Source organism: Mycobacterium sp. (genome assembly GCF_025933915.1).
Lineage (GTDB): Bacteria > Actinomycetota > Actinomycetes > Mycobacteriales > Mycobacteriaceae > Mycobacterium.
Genome location: NZ_JAICZA010000116.1, coordinates 1 through 15,185, shown reverse-complemented (window position 1 = coordinate 15,185; position 15,185 = coordinate 1). Strand labels below are relative to the sequence as shown.

The 15,185-nt window shown below is 66.2% G+C and carries 12 protein-coding genes, 1 pseudogene and 1 riboswitch; all 13 genes and pseudogenes read right to left on the bottom strand.

The annotated features are described in order from the left end of the window. A partial coding sequence (locus Q0W90_RS17500) for a PPE domain-containing protein (protein ID WP_297775456.1) occupies nucleotides 1-242 on the bottom strand: 242 nt, incomplete at its 3' end. A gap of 352 nt (nucleotides 243-594) precedes the next feature. After that, nucleotides 595-912 (bottom strand): DUF732 domain-containing protein, encoded by a 318-nt coding sequence (locus Q0W90_RS17495; protein WP_297602221.1) that lies wholly within the window; start codon nucleotides 910-912, stop codon nucleotides 595-597. Between the two features lie 119 nt (nucleotides 913-1,031). Continuing rightward, nucleotides 1,032-1,358 (bottom strand): DUF732 domain-containing protein, encoded by a 327-nt coding sequence (locus Q0W90_RS17490; RefSeq protein WP_297602216.1) that lies wholly within the window; start codon nucleotides 1,356-1,358, stop codon nucleotides 1,032-1,034. A 48-nt stretch (nucleotides 1,359-1,406) separates the two neighbouring features. Beyond that, a complete protein-coding gene (locus tag Q0W90_RS17485; RefSeq protein ID WP_297602214.1) occupies nucleotides 1,407-2,810 on the bottom strand; it encodes a PPE family protein in 1,404 nt (467 codons plus the stop codon). A gap of 67 nt (nucleotides 2,811-2,877) precedes the next feature. Further along, on the bottom strand, nucleotides 2,878-4,137 hold the full coding sequence (locus Q0W90_RS17480) for a PPE family protein (RefSeq protein WP_297775453.1): 1,260 nt from the start codon (nucleotides 4,135-4,137) through the stop codon (nucleotides 2,878-2,880). Between the two features lie 942 nt (nucleotides 4,138-5,079). Next, nucleotides 5,080-6,261 carry a PPE family protein gene (locus tag Q0W90_RS17475; RefSeq protein WP_297600168.1) on the bottom strand — a complete coding sequence of 394 codons (1,182 nt, stop codon included), beginning with the start codon at nucleotides 6,259-6,261 and terminating at the stop codon, nucleotides 5,080-5,082. 517 nt (nucleotides 6,262-6,778) lie between these two features. Then, a riboswitch (M-box (ykoK) riboswitch) is annotated at nucleotides 6,779-6,954 on the bottom strand. Nucleotides 6,955-7,053: 99 nt separating this feature from the next. After that, nucleotides 7,054-8,883 (bottom strand): type VII secretion system ESX-5 AAA family ATPase EccA5, encoded by a 1,830-nt coding sequence (gene eccA5, locus Q0W90_RS17470; protein WP_297775450.1) that lies wholly within the window; start codon nucleotides 8,881-8,883, stop codon nucleotides 7,054-7,056. Continuing rightward, nucleotides 8,880-10,088, bottom strand: coding sequence for a type VII secretion protein EccE (gene eccE, locus Q0W90_RS17465; RefSeq protein ID WP_297600174.1), 1,209 nt, complete (start codon nucleotides 10,086-10,088; stop codon nucleotides 8,880-8,882). Before eccE ends, eccA5 begins: the two co-directional genes overlap by 4 nt. Nucleotides 10,089-10,119: 31 nt before the next feature. Next, nucleotides 10,120-11,943: a type VII secretion-associated serine protease mycosin gene (locus Q0W90_RS17460; RefSeq protein WP_297775447.1), complete on the bottom strand. Its 1,824-nt coding sequence runs from the start codon at nucleotides 11,941-11,943 to the stop codon at nucleotides 10,120-10,122. After that, complete coding sequence (eccD, locus tag Q0W90_RS17455) at nucleotides 11,921-13,432, bottom strand: type VII secretion integral membrane protein EccD (RefSeq protein WP_297600181.1); 1,512 nt, start codon at nucleotides 13,430-13,432, stop codon at nucleotides 11,921-11,923. The genes Q0W90_RS17460 and eccD overlap by 23 nt, the downstream gene beginning before the upstream one ends. A 266-nt stretch (nucleotides 13,433-13,698) precedes the next feature. Further along, entirely contained in the window at nucleotides 13,699-14,601 is a 903-nt protein-coding gene (locus tag Q0W90_RS17450) for an ESX secretion-associated protein EspG (RefSeq protein ID WP_297600184.1), read from the bottom strand. A 108-nt stretch (nucleotides 14,602-14,709) separates the two neighbouring features. Further along, nucleotides 14,710-14,994, bottom strand: coding sequence for a WXG100 family type VII secretion target (locus tag Q0W90_RS17445; RefSeq protein ID WP_020824001.1), 285 nt, complete (start codon nucleotides 14,992-14,994; stop codon nucleotides 14,710-14,712). 41 nt (nucleotides 14,995-15,035) lie between these two features. Beyond that, nucleotides 15,036-15,185 (bottom strand): annotated as a pseudogene (locus tag Q0W90_RS17440) (WXG100 family type VII secretion target); the annotation flags it as partial.

Here is a 15,185-nt window from a genome sequence, read left to right as displayed (position 1 = left end):
GCCGCCGACGCCGTCGCCCACGCCAGGTACGGCGCCACCGCGGCGCTCATCGACGCCGCCGCCGGCCCTAACCAGGACCCGACGGTCATGCCCGCGATCGTCGAGCTGTAGGCCGCCGCGAAGGAATGCAGTTCGGCTCCCAACGCATCCCATGCCGCAGCGGCGGCCAGCAACGGCCCCGATCCGGCCCCCACGTACATCCGTCCTGAATTGACCTCTGGCGGCAGCGCCCCGAAGTCCACCCGTTACCTCCCGTATCCCTCAGGCGCAAGGGTAGGAGCGGATATGCGGCCAGTCCGCAAATGTGCTGGGGCTCAAATGGAATTCATGAGATCCGCCGGTGAAGCATATGTATTTTCCATGTGTTTGCCCGCGGTGTTGCTAGCCGTACTTCGACTGAGACTTTCTCAGGATCGGCATCCGGCTGCGAGGCGGGACAACGTCACATGCGGCCTTGTTACATTGACGAGGCCCGGTCGGCCTCCCGCTGGCCAGCTCAGCCAAACCTCTTTCTACACAGTGAATTGTCGTCGGGTGCAACGGTTTTAATAATGGCACATGTCAATCCAACGCACGACGTCCGCGTCGCGGGGGCTAGCTTCTGTTGAGCTGCTGGGGGCAATAGTATTTCGCTGCGATCGCCAAGAACGACGTCGCATGATCGTCGGTGAGTCCAGGATTTTCGCTCTTCAATTCGTCCACCATCTGGGGGCCTAACTCGCCGTGACCCATCGACACGCACACGGCTTTGGCGAATTTTATTGCCCCATCCGGGGTGGCGTAGGTGATGCCCGCGCTGCGCAGCGACGCGAGGAAACCTGCCTCGTCTCCGCCAGCCGCTGCCGGATCACCATGCGTGAGCGGGGCCAGAACAATCGCCGCCGAAACCCCGACGCCGAGCGCCAGCGCCATTTTCATAACGCGTGATTCTCGCTCGCCGCGCCGAAGCGCGCAGCGCCGGGCCTCATACGCCAGACATGTGGAGCGACAACATATTCGACCTCAGCATGCCGGGAATCGCCGGCGACCGGTCATGTTTTGGAGAGTTGCTGGGGGCAGTAGAACTTCGCGGACAACACAGCGAAATTGGATGCCATCTCCATATCCATCCCGGGGTTGTGGGTTTTCACGTCGTGGACGACCTCCAGGCCCGGTTCGCCGTTGTTCAAACAAGAGCACACCGCCCTCCCGGCGGCGACGGCCGAACCGGGGGTGGCGAAGCTGAAGCCGGCCTGCTGCAGCGCGGCGACGAAGCCCCCGTCGTCAGCGTCCGGCGGAGGCGCCGGAGCGGCGTAAGCCGGTGCGGCGAGGCCGATCATCGCGAAAGCGCTGAGCAGCGCCAATACTCGTTTCATCACTCATCACCCTTCTGTTGTAACGGCGTGAACACCGACTTTCCCTGTCCCCTAGCCCAACTGGGCATCGGCGGGCAGGACTTTGGACTTGTCCCCCTTTTTCAGGTGCACGGCGTGAATGCCGGGTTTCTTCGCCAGTTGCTCGAGCAGCGCGTCGAGGTCTTCCTGATCGACGTTGTGGTGCTGCACGCTTTCGGGCTTCTCCGAGATTTGTGCGACGAGGCGCTTCAGCTGTTCCGGTGATTGTTGGTCGTTGAGGTTCTTGATCGGAGCCATCTGATTACGGACGCCGGCACGGGCCGCGGTGGGCCCCCCTGAGCCCACCGCGCTGCCCAGCATCCCGGCCAGCCCCATCGAACTGAACAGGCTCCCCCCGCCCAGCGCGGCCGCCGGCACGGCCTCGGTCCCGGTAGCCGACAGGACGGCGGCGACGGTCCTGATGGAGGGGGTGGCCGTGGCCCAGCTGGGAGGGATCGACAGCCTGCCGACGAGGGTGCCGGCATTTCCCATGCCGGCGATCGGGCTGATCGCGCTGTACAGGGTGCCGCGGCCGAACCCCAGCGCCCCCAGTCCGGCACCCAGCGCGTCTTTCGGCAACGCTCCATAAGCGACGGGCGGGGCGAACTTGAGCCACTGCGACAACGGGAAATTGATCAGCAACCCGACGTCGTTGAACTGCGTGGTCAGGCCCAACGGCACCTTCACGGCGTTGTACATGGCGGTGTAGAAGCTCGCCCCGCCCGGGACGGTGTTGAAGAGATTCGTCATGAACGTTTGGTAGAGGTACGCCAGGTTCGCCGGGCCGGAGAATGCTCCGCTGTACGGCAGCGTGGTAGTCGCTGCCGTCGCCGCGGTGCCCGCCACATTGGCGGCCGGGCTGCTGGCCGCCGAGGTCACGGCGGCCGCTTGCATCGGTTCGGCCGCCTCATTGGTGGTCGTGGGCGCCGGCCCGAACTCCGTCAGTCGGTTGGCGGCGGTGGCCGACGAGGCAAAGTAGGCGTCCATCGCCGTGGCGTCCTGCGCCCAAAACTCGCCGTACTGGGCTTCGTTCACCGCGATCGCCGACGTGTTCTGCCCAAAGATGTTGGTGGCCAGCAGTTGTGCGAGCAGGGCACGGTTTTCCGCGATCACCGCCGGCGGCACGTGTGCGGCGAATGCCGTCTCGTAGGCGGTTGCCGCCTCGGTGGCCTGGGTCGCCGATTGTGCGGCCTGCGCGGCGGTTTGCTGCATCCAGGCCACGTACGGGGCGGCCGCGGACGCCATGGCGAGCGATGACGGACCCGCCCAGGGTCCAGCGGTCAGGCTCGAGATCACCGACGAATAGGACGACGCGGTGGACTGCAATTCGGTGGCCAGGTTCTGCCAGGCCGCCGCCGCGGCCGCCAACGATCCAGCGCCCGGGCCGCTGTACATCCGGCCCGAGTTGAACTCCGGCGGAAAGGCTCCGTACAACATCTCTGGTCCCCTTACCTCGGCGTTCGGACGGACAGTTCATGGCTGCCATGTGATTTGGTCATCGCCGTCAATCCTCGATGCACGGGATCACGATGATCGTGGCCGCGGCGGGGTCGGCCTCGGCGGCGACAGCGCTCAGCGATCCCACCGCCGAAGCGGTGCCACCGAACGGCCGGGTCGCGGCGGCCGCGACGGCGCGACCCGCGAGACTGGACAGGGCCATCTGGCTGAACACACCCTCCTCACCGGCCAGCGCGGCAGGCGCGGCCGCCATGCTGGTCGGCAACACCTGGGCGACCGTTCGGATGGCCGGGGCGGCGTCCGTCCAGCCCTGCGGCACCGACATGTTGCCGACCAGAGCGGCTTTGCCCATCGACCCCGACACCTGCCCTGCCCCGACCGCGGAGCTGAGCATGGGCGTGACAGCGTTGGCGCCACTGGTCAGCGGCGCCAACGCTCCCGAAATAGCTTTCGGCCCAGCCAGATAGGCGGCCGCGCCCTGCCCGTTCTGACCCCACGCGTACGCCTGGCCGAATGACAGGAACGGGCCGCCCGGAATGCTGCTCCACGACTGCGGCGAGTACACGCCGGTCATTACCGACCAGAACTCGTTCCAATTGGTGATGAAACTCGGCGTCGTCAGTCCGGCAGACGTGCTTCCCGTCGTGCTGGCGTTGGTCACGCTTTGCACGGCCGGCTGCAGCGTGCCGCTCAGCTGCGACAGCTGGGTGGCGGTGTTCGAGCTGGACTGTCCGCTGCTCTGGGCGACCGCGGCGGCTTGCGTCGGCCCGGCCGAATCATTCGTGGTGCGTGGGGGTTCGGCGAACGGTGTCAGCGCCGACGCGCTCGCCGAGGATGCCGCATAGCCGTACATGGCGGCGGCATCCTGCGCCCACATCTCCATGTAGTGGGCCTCGGTGGCGGCGATAGCCGGGGTGTTCTGGCCCAGGATGTTGGCGGCGACCAATGTGGCGAGCAGGGCACGGTTGGCCGCGATCACCGGCGGTGGCACGATGGCCGCGAACGCGGCCTCGTAAGCCCCCGCGGCGAGCTTGGCCTGCGCGCCCGCCTCCTCAGCCTGTGCGGAGGTGGCATGGATCCACGCCACATACGGGGTCGCCGCGGCGGCCATCGCCAGGGCTGACGGGCCCGTCCACGGGCCCGTCGTGAGCGTGTCGACGGTCGAGCTGTACGACGCTCCCGTCAACTGCAAATCCGCGGCCAATTCGTCCCATGCCGCTGCGGCGGCGAGCAAGGGCTCCGATCCCGCACCGACGTACATCCGCCCCGAGTTGTATTCCGGCGGATATGCACCGAAATCCAGCATTTAGGACCTCCTCGCGTGTCGACCAAGGTGGTCACGGCGCCGCGGGCCCCGCGTCGACAAATTCGTACCTCCAAGGGAATTCATGACATATATGTCAATACATCTGCGGATTCGATGCGGTGAAGACGACAAGCCCGCATTCCCCTAACTGCACACCGGCGCCATAATCGGCGCACGAACAACTAGTCAAGCCACGCTGCCATCCCGATAACAATGGTGCACCGTCGTTATTCAGGCAGCGTTCCCGCCAGGTAAAACCATGTAAAACATCGATGTCGCAGCAGCCCCGGCCCGTGTGAGAACGGCGCACCGTATCGCCCGATCAGTGGCGTAAATCACTTGGTGGGCCCGCGCCTCGGGCGGCATTGAGCCGCAAAACTACGTAGGTTAATCCCACGATTATTCCGCGGATCGGGTACTGGTCCACGGATTACTTGATAAATCACTTGTAGCTGTTCGCATTTAGCCTGGACGCAAGCCGCGTAATCCCCCTGTCTCGCTTTACGCTGATGATCGAGTCCTAGCTTTCGGAATACCGCCTGACCTCAAGGTTGCTGTCGGATAGAGATATCTTCAAACGACAATTCCGCGTCACTTTGTGCGAAATTCGGTCAAACCCAGCTCAAAGCGACGGCGTCGACATCGCCGAGCCGCTAGTTGATCCTCACGCCGGTCTCCCCTAGGTCTACTCATACGAGTAGACGCGGCCAATCTGCTGTGGCATTGATTAGCCGCTGACAGTTTCCTGTGAGGCGACTTTCCGCCGCTCCCACCGGTTCTGGGGTGTGGCACAGACCCCTCGACTGCACGGTCGCCGCGTTGGCGACACCCGCTGATTTCTCCATGTGCTGTTGTAAAGATCGGGCCGACAGCGGTTTCCGGCAAGCAGACACGAATGCGTAGGCAATGTCGCGGCCGGTGATGGCCGGCCGAAGTCATGGGCTAGCCGGCGGCGGGCGGGCGTACCACGAAGTTTGGCCGGAATCCGTACTGCGGAACGGCGCGTCCAAATCCCTGGCCGCCCACGCCGCCGAACGGCATCCCGGGCATGCCGGCCGCCATCGCCGGGGGCGGCGCGACCATCGGGGTGCCCCCAGGTGTCGGCGCCAACGGGCCAGTCACCGGCGCGGGCGGGGCCCAACTCGGCGGCACCGACAGCGGGCCGACCAGGGACGCGCGGCCCAGGCCCGCCGACACCGAGGCGCCCGCATTGCCGACGCCCGCCAAACCCGACAGCCCCTGGGTACCTGTTGCGACACCCGTTGCCACGGGCACCGCGTCCGCTAGGTCGTTGAGGGCGCTGGCGCTGGAACCGATCAGGGTCGAGCTCGTCACGGTCTGCACGACCTGGGCCGGGTTGAATGCGCCGCTCGACGTGAGCGTGTTCCAGAAATTGCTGTTCGGGTCCAGGATCGACGACAGACCCGACGTCGACGACGTCGGCGACGTCGTCGGTGAGGTCGTCGGTGACGACAGGGTCTGTAGCGCATTGGGCACGGCGCTGTTCAGCTGCGACCACGTGGCCTGTTGGCTTCCGGCCGAGGTGCCGGTCGCTTGGCTGACCGCGGCGGCTTGACGGGCCACTCCGTCCTGACGAGTGGTCTGCTTCGGCTCGGTGAACATCGCCAGGCGGGTTGCGCCCGCCGACGAGCCGGCGTAGCCGTACATCGCGGCGGCATCCTGGGCCCACATCTCCCCGTACTGCGCCTCGGTGGCCGCGATCGCCGCCGTGTTCTGGCCCAACACGTTGGTGGCGATCAACGTCGCCAGCTGCGCGCGGTTCGCCGCGATCATCGGGGGCGGCACCGTGGCCGCGAACGCGGCCTCGTAGGCCGCCGCCGCGGCTTCGGCCTGGGTGGCCGCCTGCTCGGCTTGCGCGGCGGTGGTGTTCATCCACGCCACGTACGGCATCGCCGCGGCAGCCATCGCCGCCGCGGCGGGACCGTGCCACTCCTCGCTCGTCAGCGCCGAGAGCACCGAACCGTACGACAATGCGGCCGAACGCAATTCCGCGGACAAGCCATTCCACGCCGACGCGGCGGCCAGCATCGGACCCGAACCCGGCCCGGCATACATACGCGCGGAGTTGATTTCCGGTGCAAGCGTTGCGAAGTCCACGAACACTTTCGGGCCCCTTCCCTTAGCTCGCTGTGCTGGAGTTGACGGTTTTTGCGGCCGCATTCGCGCTCGCACACGCACGCACGACCGCGCGGAACGGCCCCTGAGCGGCCATCGCTGGCACCGCCGCCTGGTACCTGGCGGTTGAGGTGCTGAATTGCATTGCGGCCAATACTGATAACTCGGCATCCCAAGCCGCCGCTTCGCGACGCGTCATGGCGAACGACATCGGAGTTCTCCTCGCAGAAAGGGACCGAACTCAGCCGTGGTTCGCCAGTGCCGTGGCTTATTCCGCGCACACTCGCGCACGCACGCGTAAAGCGTTGGCGTGCGCGAGAATATGTGGAGTGAGCCGATTCAGGCTATGAAGTACGGCCGGGGTCGGATCGCAACGAAATGGTCATCGATCTGGGATACGGACTATCACCGGAACTCATTTCGCTCTCACCTCCTCGCGGCCAGGGCATACGGGGATGCCATACGTCGCACACGGGGAGAAGCGCCCAACACCAGAACCGTTGGACCCGCACCCCTCTCGTCAGAGCTTCGGCACCACACGGCGTATCCGGCCAACCAAAGCCGGAAGCCACTTGGGCTCAACCCTTAATCCGGGAAGAGCTGTCCTGACCCTGGGCGTCTCTCGACGTTCGAGGTCAGTGGCCTATGTCCGTGCAGACGCCTCACCTAGCGAGGTGCTTGCACAGGCCATGGTGGCACTCGGGCTTCGTTGAGTCAAATTAACGTGCAACACAATCCCAACCATGCGCGGGCGCATCACCCTGGGACCGCGCCTGCCGTCTAACTCGTCTTCTCGGCTACCGCCGCGCTGAGGCCTTCGGCGAGGTCCTCGCGGGTCAGCTCCTTGAACCGCAGCAGCTGGCGCTCGCTGAACTCGGTCACGTCGCTGGCCAGAACCTCATCCAGGTCCTCGTCGTCCAGACGGAAACTGCGGTGATCACGCGCCTTTTCCACGACGTTGCGCACGAAACCGGCATTGCCGAGCGTATCGATGCCGCGGATGAGATCCCCGTCCTCCGAATACGTTTCGTCGAGATAGAACCTGGTGTATGACGGCAGCAAGGTGTGCGCCGATTCATCGGTGATGACGTCTTCGTTTTCCTGGCCCATCAATCGGGTCAGCGCGACCAGTTCGTCAGGGGTATAGCTGAAGAATTCGATCACGGTCGAAAATCGCCGCCGCAGACCTTGATTCACTTCGAGCATCTTGTCCATGGCCTTGGCGTAGCCGGCACCGAAGACGACCAGCTCGTCGCGATGGTTCTCCATGTACAACAGCAACGTGTTGATGATCGCGTTGCCGTAGGGGTCGCCCTGTTGGTAGCCCTTCTCGTGCAACGTATGCATCTCGTCGAAGAACACCGCACCGCCCAGGGCACCCTCGAGCATCTCCTCGGTGTTCTTCTCCGCGTCGGCCATGTACCGACCCAGCAGCTTGGTGCGGCTGGTCTCGACCACAACCGGTTTGCGCAGGACGGTCAACCCACACAGCTGCTTACTGAAAGCCCTTGCCACCGAGGTCTTTCCAGTTCCCGGCGGACCGAGCAACAAGGTGTGGCGCGACGTCACGGGCACCGGAAGGCCCATTTTGGCGCGCGCCAGGTTCACCTTCGTCGTCGACTTGATCAACTTGATTTCCCGCTTGGCCCGCTCCATGCCCAACATGGCGTTGAGCTCGGCGTCGCCCTCGGCAAGGTACTTCGCCGCCTCCTCGGCGTGGCGGGCGGCCTCCGCCTCCGCGCGGGTGGGCGCGCTGTCCGGATCCCACGGATCGGTACGGGCCTCGATTGTTTCCGGGTCGGTCAGGATCAGGCGATAGTTCGGGTTGTCCAGCGCCTCGCGGGCCGGGGTGAACTTCGGATCCCGTGAATAGACCCGCCGCAACAGCTCGACAGCCTCGTCCTCGCGACCCAAGTGCCGCAGGCACATGCCCTGGGTGTACAGGGCGATGTTGGCCGCGCCCGGTACCCGGTCGCCTTCGATGGCGTCCTGGCCCCGGCGCAAGGCCTCTTCGAACACACCGAGCGAGGCCAGCGCCGTGGTGGCCATCGCCGCACCCGCGGCCTTGAGCTCGGGCTGGCGCCAGCCCTTCCCCTCGGCGAATTCGTTGAGCACATCGGGCCACCGGCCGGTGCGGAAGTACAGCACGCCGCGCACGTAGCTGACCAGCTCCTCCTCGAAGGGCTGGCGGGGTTCGACGCCGTCGATCAATTTCGACGCTTCCGCATAGTGTTTCGCGTCCGCGAGCACCGCGGCGTAAGCACACGCCAGCGACTCCACGCTGGTCACCGCCAGCCGCAAGAACAGTCCGTCGGAAACCTCTGGGCGAAACTGCAACTCGGTGACCCCGAGGCGGCGGGTCTCCCACCCGAGCGTCCGAATCGACGACCAGGCACCGGCGAGCACATCGAGGCTCTGCTCCCCCGCGAGTATCCGTGCCAGCCAGGCGTCACACATCGAAGGATCCAGCTTCGTCGCCGTGGTGAACATCTGCGACGCAACCTGCGGATTGTGGCTGGGCTGCAGCCCGTTGACCGAGACGCCCGACGCCAACAGGCCGGCGACCATCGCGTTACGGGCACCTTCGGCGGTTGATTGGGGCCTCGTCATTGCGCTACAGGTACGTCCGCCGAGCTCCCTCGCAGCTGATCGACGGACAGCGCGAGCTCGTCATCGTCGGCGCGCAACGGGCGGCTCGGCACGACCAGCAGGGTGCGGGCCGACGGGGCGGGCAGACTGGCCCGCACCGCGGCCAACTGACGTCCGGTGAGGCGGTTGAGCCCCGACGAGACGTTTCTGCGCAGCCGTTTCTCGGTGTGGTAGCGCACCCAGGCCGCCACCTGCGGACGGCCCCCGCGTGAGGTGAGCCGAATGGTCAGCACGGTGGCGTACGTGTCGTCCTCCCATAGCTCATCGAGCTTGTCGGTGGTGATGTCGGACGGCGTCAGCCACAAGCTGGTCACGAACCCGTTGAAATGTTTGAGGCGGCGCCATCCGGGGCGGCTCCAGGTCGGTTCGAGATCGGCCAGCACCGCACGGTCGACTTCGGCGAGCTCCTCGGCGGTCAACGGCCGGGCCGCGCAGGTCAGCCCGTCGAGATCTTGGGCGAGCCGTTCGGTGGCCGCCACCAGTGTCGACGCCAGCGAATCGCGGGCCGCCACCGCGGCGACGTTGCGCTGCGGGTTCATCCGCAGCACCAGCCAGGTCCGGCGAACGTATGAGGTGGGCTCGTCGCTCACCACCTTCCACTCCTCGGGGCCGAAGTCGTCGAGCTTCGACAACTCGGCGGCACCAATGTCAGGGCCGCCGCGGCGGACCTTCACCGAGACGATGTCGATGTCATCGAGGTGGATGTCGAACTGGCGTAACCCCGAGGCGACGGCCTGCACCAGCAGGGCGGGCCGCGACGACCGGTGACGATGGCGCGACGCCGGGTCGTCCTCACCGCCGTTGACGGCGATCACCGTGACGAGCCGGCCCTGGTACTCGCGCACGCCGACCTTGTCGCGGCCGAACTTGCGTTGGTGATCGGTGGCCGGAGTGCAGCCGGCGGCCAGCGCGGAGCCCGGATCGGCGGACCAATCCCACAGCCAGGTTGCCAGTCCCGACGTCACCGTCAGGCCGTGGTAGGTGACAAGCGACAGCAGCGTGACCAGCAAGGCCAGACCGACCCCCACCCAGAACGCGATGCGGTAGGTGCCCTGCCAGGACTCCGGGCAATGACTGGCCACCGCCATGATCACCACGTCGACCAGGAACACCGTGGTCAGCCGCGGCCATGACAACGACAACCCAAACCTGCGCTGAGCCTTCATCAGTGTTGGTGCTCCGCCCCTATCGCTGTTCCTACTGCTGTTTGCGAGATCGCTTCATCAGCATCGCCGCACCGAACACTGCGCCGCCGATGAGCACCGCCACGAACAATCCTCCGGCGGCGACCCACACTGGCACCATATCCCGGGGCGGGACCGGCTTCGGCATCGTCAGCGGCGCCGACAGTTGCTGCGGCGGCTTCACCGGACCGTCGGGTACGTCCCAGGTCAATGCCGCGACCGGGTCGACGACCCCGTGGCCGACCTGGTTATCCACACCGCGCGCCGGCGCACGGGCGGTACGCGTCAACCTGTTGATGACCTGATACGCCGATAGCTGCGGGAACTTGGCACGCACGAGCGCGGCCACCCCCGACACGATCGCCGCCGAGAAGCTGGTGCCAGAGGGAACCAGCAACGTGTTGTCCGGTCCGTCGATCGCGTTGATGAGCCCGTCATCTCGCGGTGAAAGTCCGACGACGTCCGTTCCTGGCGCGGCGATTCCCACCCACGGCCCGGCCACACTCGTCGATGCCTGACCCTGATCGCCCTGGCTCAGCGGGCGGCCTCCGTCGTCGACCGCGCCGACCGTCAGGACGTAGTCGCTGAACCAGGATGGCGTCACGACAGTGGTGACGGCATTCCAATTGCGAGGATCGTTGGGCTGCAACGGATCATGAGGCGGGTTCTGCTTGCAGTCCTTTTTGCTGGTGTCACCGGCGGCGGCAACGATGACGGCGTTCTTGTCGACGGCCGCGTAGCGGACAGCGGCGCCCAGTGAGCGCTGGTCGATGATGTTGCGGGCGCTCATGCACGTCACGTCGGAGATGTTGATCACCGATGCGCCCATGTCGGCGGCGTGCACGATCGCCCGTGCCATCGTCTGCACGTTGTCGATCTTCGCCGACGTCTGCGGATCCTCGTCGCCGGTGTAGGCGTCCTTGAGGCCGAAGGCCTGGCTGGTCTGCCGGATCGCGATGATGTCGACGTCCGGCGCGATCCCGCTGAACGCGTCCGGGCCGCCCTTGGTCGGCGCGGGGGGCGGCGGTGCCGGCGGCGGGTCGAGCGGACGCGGATGGTCGACCTTGACCGTGTGTCCACCGCCGGAGTAGCCGGGGATGGTCACGGTGCCGCCAGCGTGGTTGCTCGCCGGGGCCTGCCCACCCTGCGCCGGCGCCGGGGCCGGGCCGGCGGGCGGTGGAGCCGCCGGTGGCGGGGGCGCCCCGAACGGGCCCGGAGGCTGTTGCTGCTGGTCCTGGGGCGGGGGCGGAACCATCGTCACGGTCTGCGGGAGCGGTGACAGGGTCACCGTCTGCGGCGGCGGCGCTTTCGGCGGTGGCTCGGTGGTGGGAATGGTGACCGGCTTGCGCGGTGCCGCCGGTGGTACTCCCGCGCCGTTGGCCGATGCCGCACCGATCATGGACGCCACGATGGTGCCGTGCGCATCGCAGTCAGACAGGCCGTCACCGGACATGATGTAGTCGCCGCCCGGAATGAGGTGCGGAAACCGGGGGTGCGGGGTCACGCCCGTATCGATGACGGCCACCTTCTGGCCGGCACCGCGACCGAACTGCCACGCCTCCTGCAGATTCAGCATGTCCATGTATTTGGGCTGCAGCCGGAAATCGGTCCCGGGCAGCACGCCGACCTCGGTGCAATACGAGTTCTGCTTCATCGGCGCCCCCGGCCCGGGTGGACCGTCCGGCGGCACTGCCGCGGCGTCGATCGTCGGAGGCGAAATTGCATAGGCGGGAGGCAGATTGGCCAATGCGCCCGATGCGAGCAAGATGGCGGCGACGGTCGCGGCGGTTGCGCGACCACGCCACACTTTGCCGTCAGCGATAGCGAATTGCTGCATAGACATTCATCAACCACAATGCCAGCGGGAAGATTGGCATCAGGCAGAGGTATTCAATCCATTCCACGAATTTGCGGAATAGCGGGCTGTAGACGGTGTTTGGCACCACAGCCGCGGACGTGAGGCCCGCCGCCGGCACCAAAACCAGGATCGCCGCGCTGATCGAGACCGCGAGCGGGGACTGCAGCACGAGCGCGTACCGCACGACGACGGCACCGACAATCAGCACCCCGGTGCCGGCCAGGGTGATCGCCTGCCAGCGGTCGACGTAAGAACGGCCGCGCAGCAACAGGAATCCCGCGCTGAAGCCCGCCAGCAGAACCGGCAACCAGCGTTGCCCGGTGTGCGGGTCCGACAGCGCGGTCAGCGAGACGACCATCAGGACGCCGAGCCCGATCAGCAAACCCGACAAGAAGGAGCGGGCGCGTTCGGCCTGCGTCAGCACGTCGCGGACCGACGCGGGTCCCTCCAGAACCGGGGGGCCGCCGTCGGAGCGCACCACCGTGGTGGGCAGGTCGGGCCGAGCCTCGAAGACCCATCGGCTGGTGGCCGACGGGAAGACGGGTAGGCGGATGCCGGCCAGCCGTCGCGAGATCGCCGGCGCACTTTGGTAGACCAGAACCGACACGAGCACGACGCAGGTCAACAGCGTTACGGCGCTGGTCATGGCTACCATGCGCGCCAACGCGGCCACGGCCGTGATCGAGCTGGCGGTGACGATCGCGGTGTAGATCGCCAGCCGGCGTCCGGTGAACCGCAGCGCGAGTATCGCGGCAATGGTGAGGACGCCGAAGCCCAGCACTGCTTGTGGCGATCCCACCCCGCCGGGCGGCGCGGAGGCCGCGGCGACCGACAACGGCGCAAGGCTGCTCAACAGCATGGTGTCGGCAACGCGCCGTTCCTGCTGGGTGTGCGCCCGCGCCAACAGCAACAAGGAAACGCCCAGCACCAGCGCGCCGATCACGCCCGCGTAGACCGTTGGCAGCCACGAGTTGTGGTGCCAGCGCCACCAGCCGAGCAAACCGGTCGCGGCCGTCACCCCGATTGCCACCATCGACGCACCGACTTGCACGGCAACCACTGGGTCGATGGCGGCGAAGCGCTTGCTGAGATCCGACGCGACCGCGGTAGAGATGTGCTCGATGACCTGCGAGCGGTGCTCGGTGTCCGGGATGAACCGGATCCACAATCGGTCGCCGTCGTAGACGTCCTGCTCGCTCAGCGATTGGGTGGCCCGCAGCGGCGAGCCGTCCACCAGGCACAGCGCCCATCTGCCCCGGCCGGCGGCTTCCAGCGGAGGCTCACCGAGTTCGCGGAGCCGGCTGTTGACCACCTTCAGCAACGGGTCGGTCATCACCGAGACGGGGGCATTCGCGTCCAGTAGGACGCCGATCTGGACACCCGTGCCGGCCATCACGCCGACGACGACTGCCTGAGGCTGTGAGATGCCCTCTACGTCAGCCTGTGGTACTTCAACTACCGCAGTCATCGCCTTGCACTCCCTACCGTGATGAATGTGTGAACCCGTGCCGCCGGTCGCGTGCCATCCGGCGCCGGTGTTCTCGCCGCTGTGCTGCGGCCCCCCGCGCAGTGCATTCCGACTAATTGGAATTCCATCTGCCTCGCCTTGCGATTAAGAGTTGTGGTTGACACCGGTTTGAGAATTGCTGATGCCTTGAAAGAAGTATGCCGTGCTCGCAGCTCAACCGCATGTTGAGTGCGACGACATTGGTGAACTCTGTGTTTCGCGGAATGTCACACCCTGCTGTGAGTTTTCCACTCGCCGTAGGGAAGTGTGTCCAGCACCGTTTTGACGCCCACCTGTACCAGCTGCGGGGTCGCCGGACAGATGGCCAGCCACGCCTCCCCCGAACCGGCGGTCCGGGCTTGCTGGTAGAGCGCGATGCGGCCGCCGGACCCGTCCTTGAGCGACAGCACCGACGCACTGGGGCCCTTGGCGTCGTCCTGGTACTGGCGTGCGTACACGGCGACCTCGGCGGCGGGATCCGACAGCGCCTGGCCCAGCGCGGCCACGGTCGCGGCGCTGATGCCCATACGGCGCAGGTCTCCGCCGGAGAACACGTTGAAACCCGAGTCCTGCCACGACTTCGTCGCTTCGAGCATCTCCTCCAGCGGCACGTTGACCGCGTTGATCGCCGCGGGCTCGGCGTGGTGAATGGACTCCAGCGCGTCGATCACCAGGGACGCGATCGAGGCGCTGTCCGCGACGGCGACGTCGTCGACCGTGATCTCACCGCCCACCCGGACCGCCGACACCCAGTGCTGGCCGCGGCGGGCCAGGACCACCCGAAACTCGTTGTCGGGGATGTCGCGCGAACCCGGGGGCTGATTCTCGTCATCGAGGACGCCATAGGCCAGCTTGCCCCGCGACAGCAGGGCGACCACCTCGAGGTCCGGCGCGGCAAGCACTTTCATCCGCGCGGCGACCTGCTCGTTGACCTGGTCGTTTTCGACGATGCCTTGATCGCGCATCACCGTCATTCCGGGATGCTCGTTGAGCCAGTCGCTCGAGTCGGTGGAAACGTATGGCCGGCACCGCAATTCCGGGGCGACGTGCCGAATGTCCAGCAGCGCCTGGAGCATCCAGAAACCGTCGACGTTCACGGTGATGTCGGTGCGAGTGCTCTGTTGGTCCATCAATTCCTCAATCGGTCCCTGAATAGCTCAAGAGTCACAATGCACGGTAACCGCAGGACGCGGCAGCACACCGACGGGTGGTGTGCTGCCGCGCCTGTGGTCGTGGCGTCAGGCCCAGCTGGACCCGACGGCGCTGTCGGTGCTGGCCATGTTGTTGCCCGCGGACTGAACCTTCTGTCCGTGGGAGTTGGCCTGCTCGTAGATCACCTGGAAGTTGCGACCCAACTGGGTGATGAACTCCTGGCAGGCCACCGAACCGGCACCGCCCCAGAAGTCACCGGCAGCAAGCACATCGCGAACGATGGCCTGGTGCTCGGCTTCCAAAGACGCGGCCTGGGCGCGAATGAGGGCACCATGGGCGTCCACATCGCCGAACTGGTAATTGATGCTCATTGCTTGGCTCCTTAAAAGCTTTGGGCAGCAGCGGTTCTGGGCTAGCTGCTGAGGATTTGCTGCGAGGCCTGCTCTTGTTGCTCGTAGTTGTTCGCGTCGCGAATCAGCCCGTCGCGCACCCCGTGGAGCATGTTGACGATGTTGCGGAAGGCCTGGTTGACCTGACCCATGGTGTCGTAGGACGTCGCCTG

Excerpts from the sequence above, each read along its gene's own strand:
- Q0W90_RS17495 (WP_297602221.1), bottom strand. The coding sequence starts at position 912 with ATGGCGCTGGCGCTCGGCGTCGGGGTTTCGGCGGCGATTGTTCTGGCC.
- Q0W90_RS17485 (WP_297602214.1), bottom strand. The coding sequence starts at position 2,810 with ATGTTGTACGGAGCCTTTCCGCCGGAGTTCAACTCGGGCCGGATGTAC.
- Q0W90_RS17480 (WP_297775453.1), bottom strand. The coding sequence starts at position 4,137 with ATGCTGGATTTCGGTGCATATCCGCCGGAATACAACTCGGGGCGGATG.
- eccA5 (WP_297775450.1), bottom strand. The coding sequence starts at position 8,883 with ATGACGAGGCCCCAATCAACCGCCGAAGGTGCCCGTAACGCGATGGTC.
- eccE (WP_297600174.1), bottom strand. The coding sequence starts at position 10,088 with ATGAAGGCTCAGCGCAGGTTTGGGTTGTCGTTGTCATGGCCGCGGCTG.
- Q0W90_RS17460 (WP_297775447.1), bottom strand. The coding sequence starts at position 11,943 with ATGCAGCAATTCGCTATCGCTGACGGCAAAGTGTGGCGTGGTCGCGCA.
- eccD (WP_297600181.1), bottom strand. The coding sequence starts at position 13,432 with ATGACTGCGGTAGTTGAAGTACCACAGGCTGACGTAGAGGGCATCTCA.
- Q0W90_RS17450 (WP_297600184.1), bottom strand. The coding sequence starts at position 14,601 with ATGGACCAACAGAGCACTCGCACCGACATCACCGTGAACGTCGACGGT.
- Q0W90_RS17445 (WP_020824001.1), bottom strand. The coding sequence starts at position 14,994 with ATGAGCATCAATTACCAGTTCGGCGATGTGGACGCCCATGGTGCCCTC.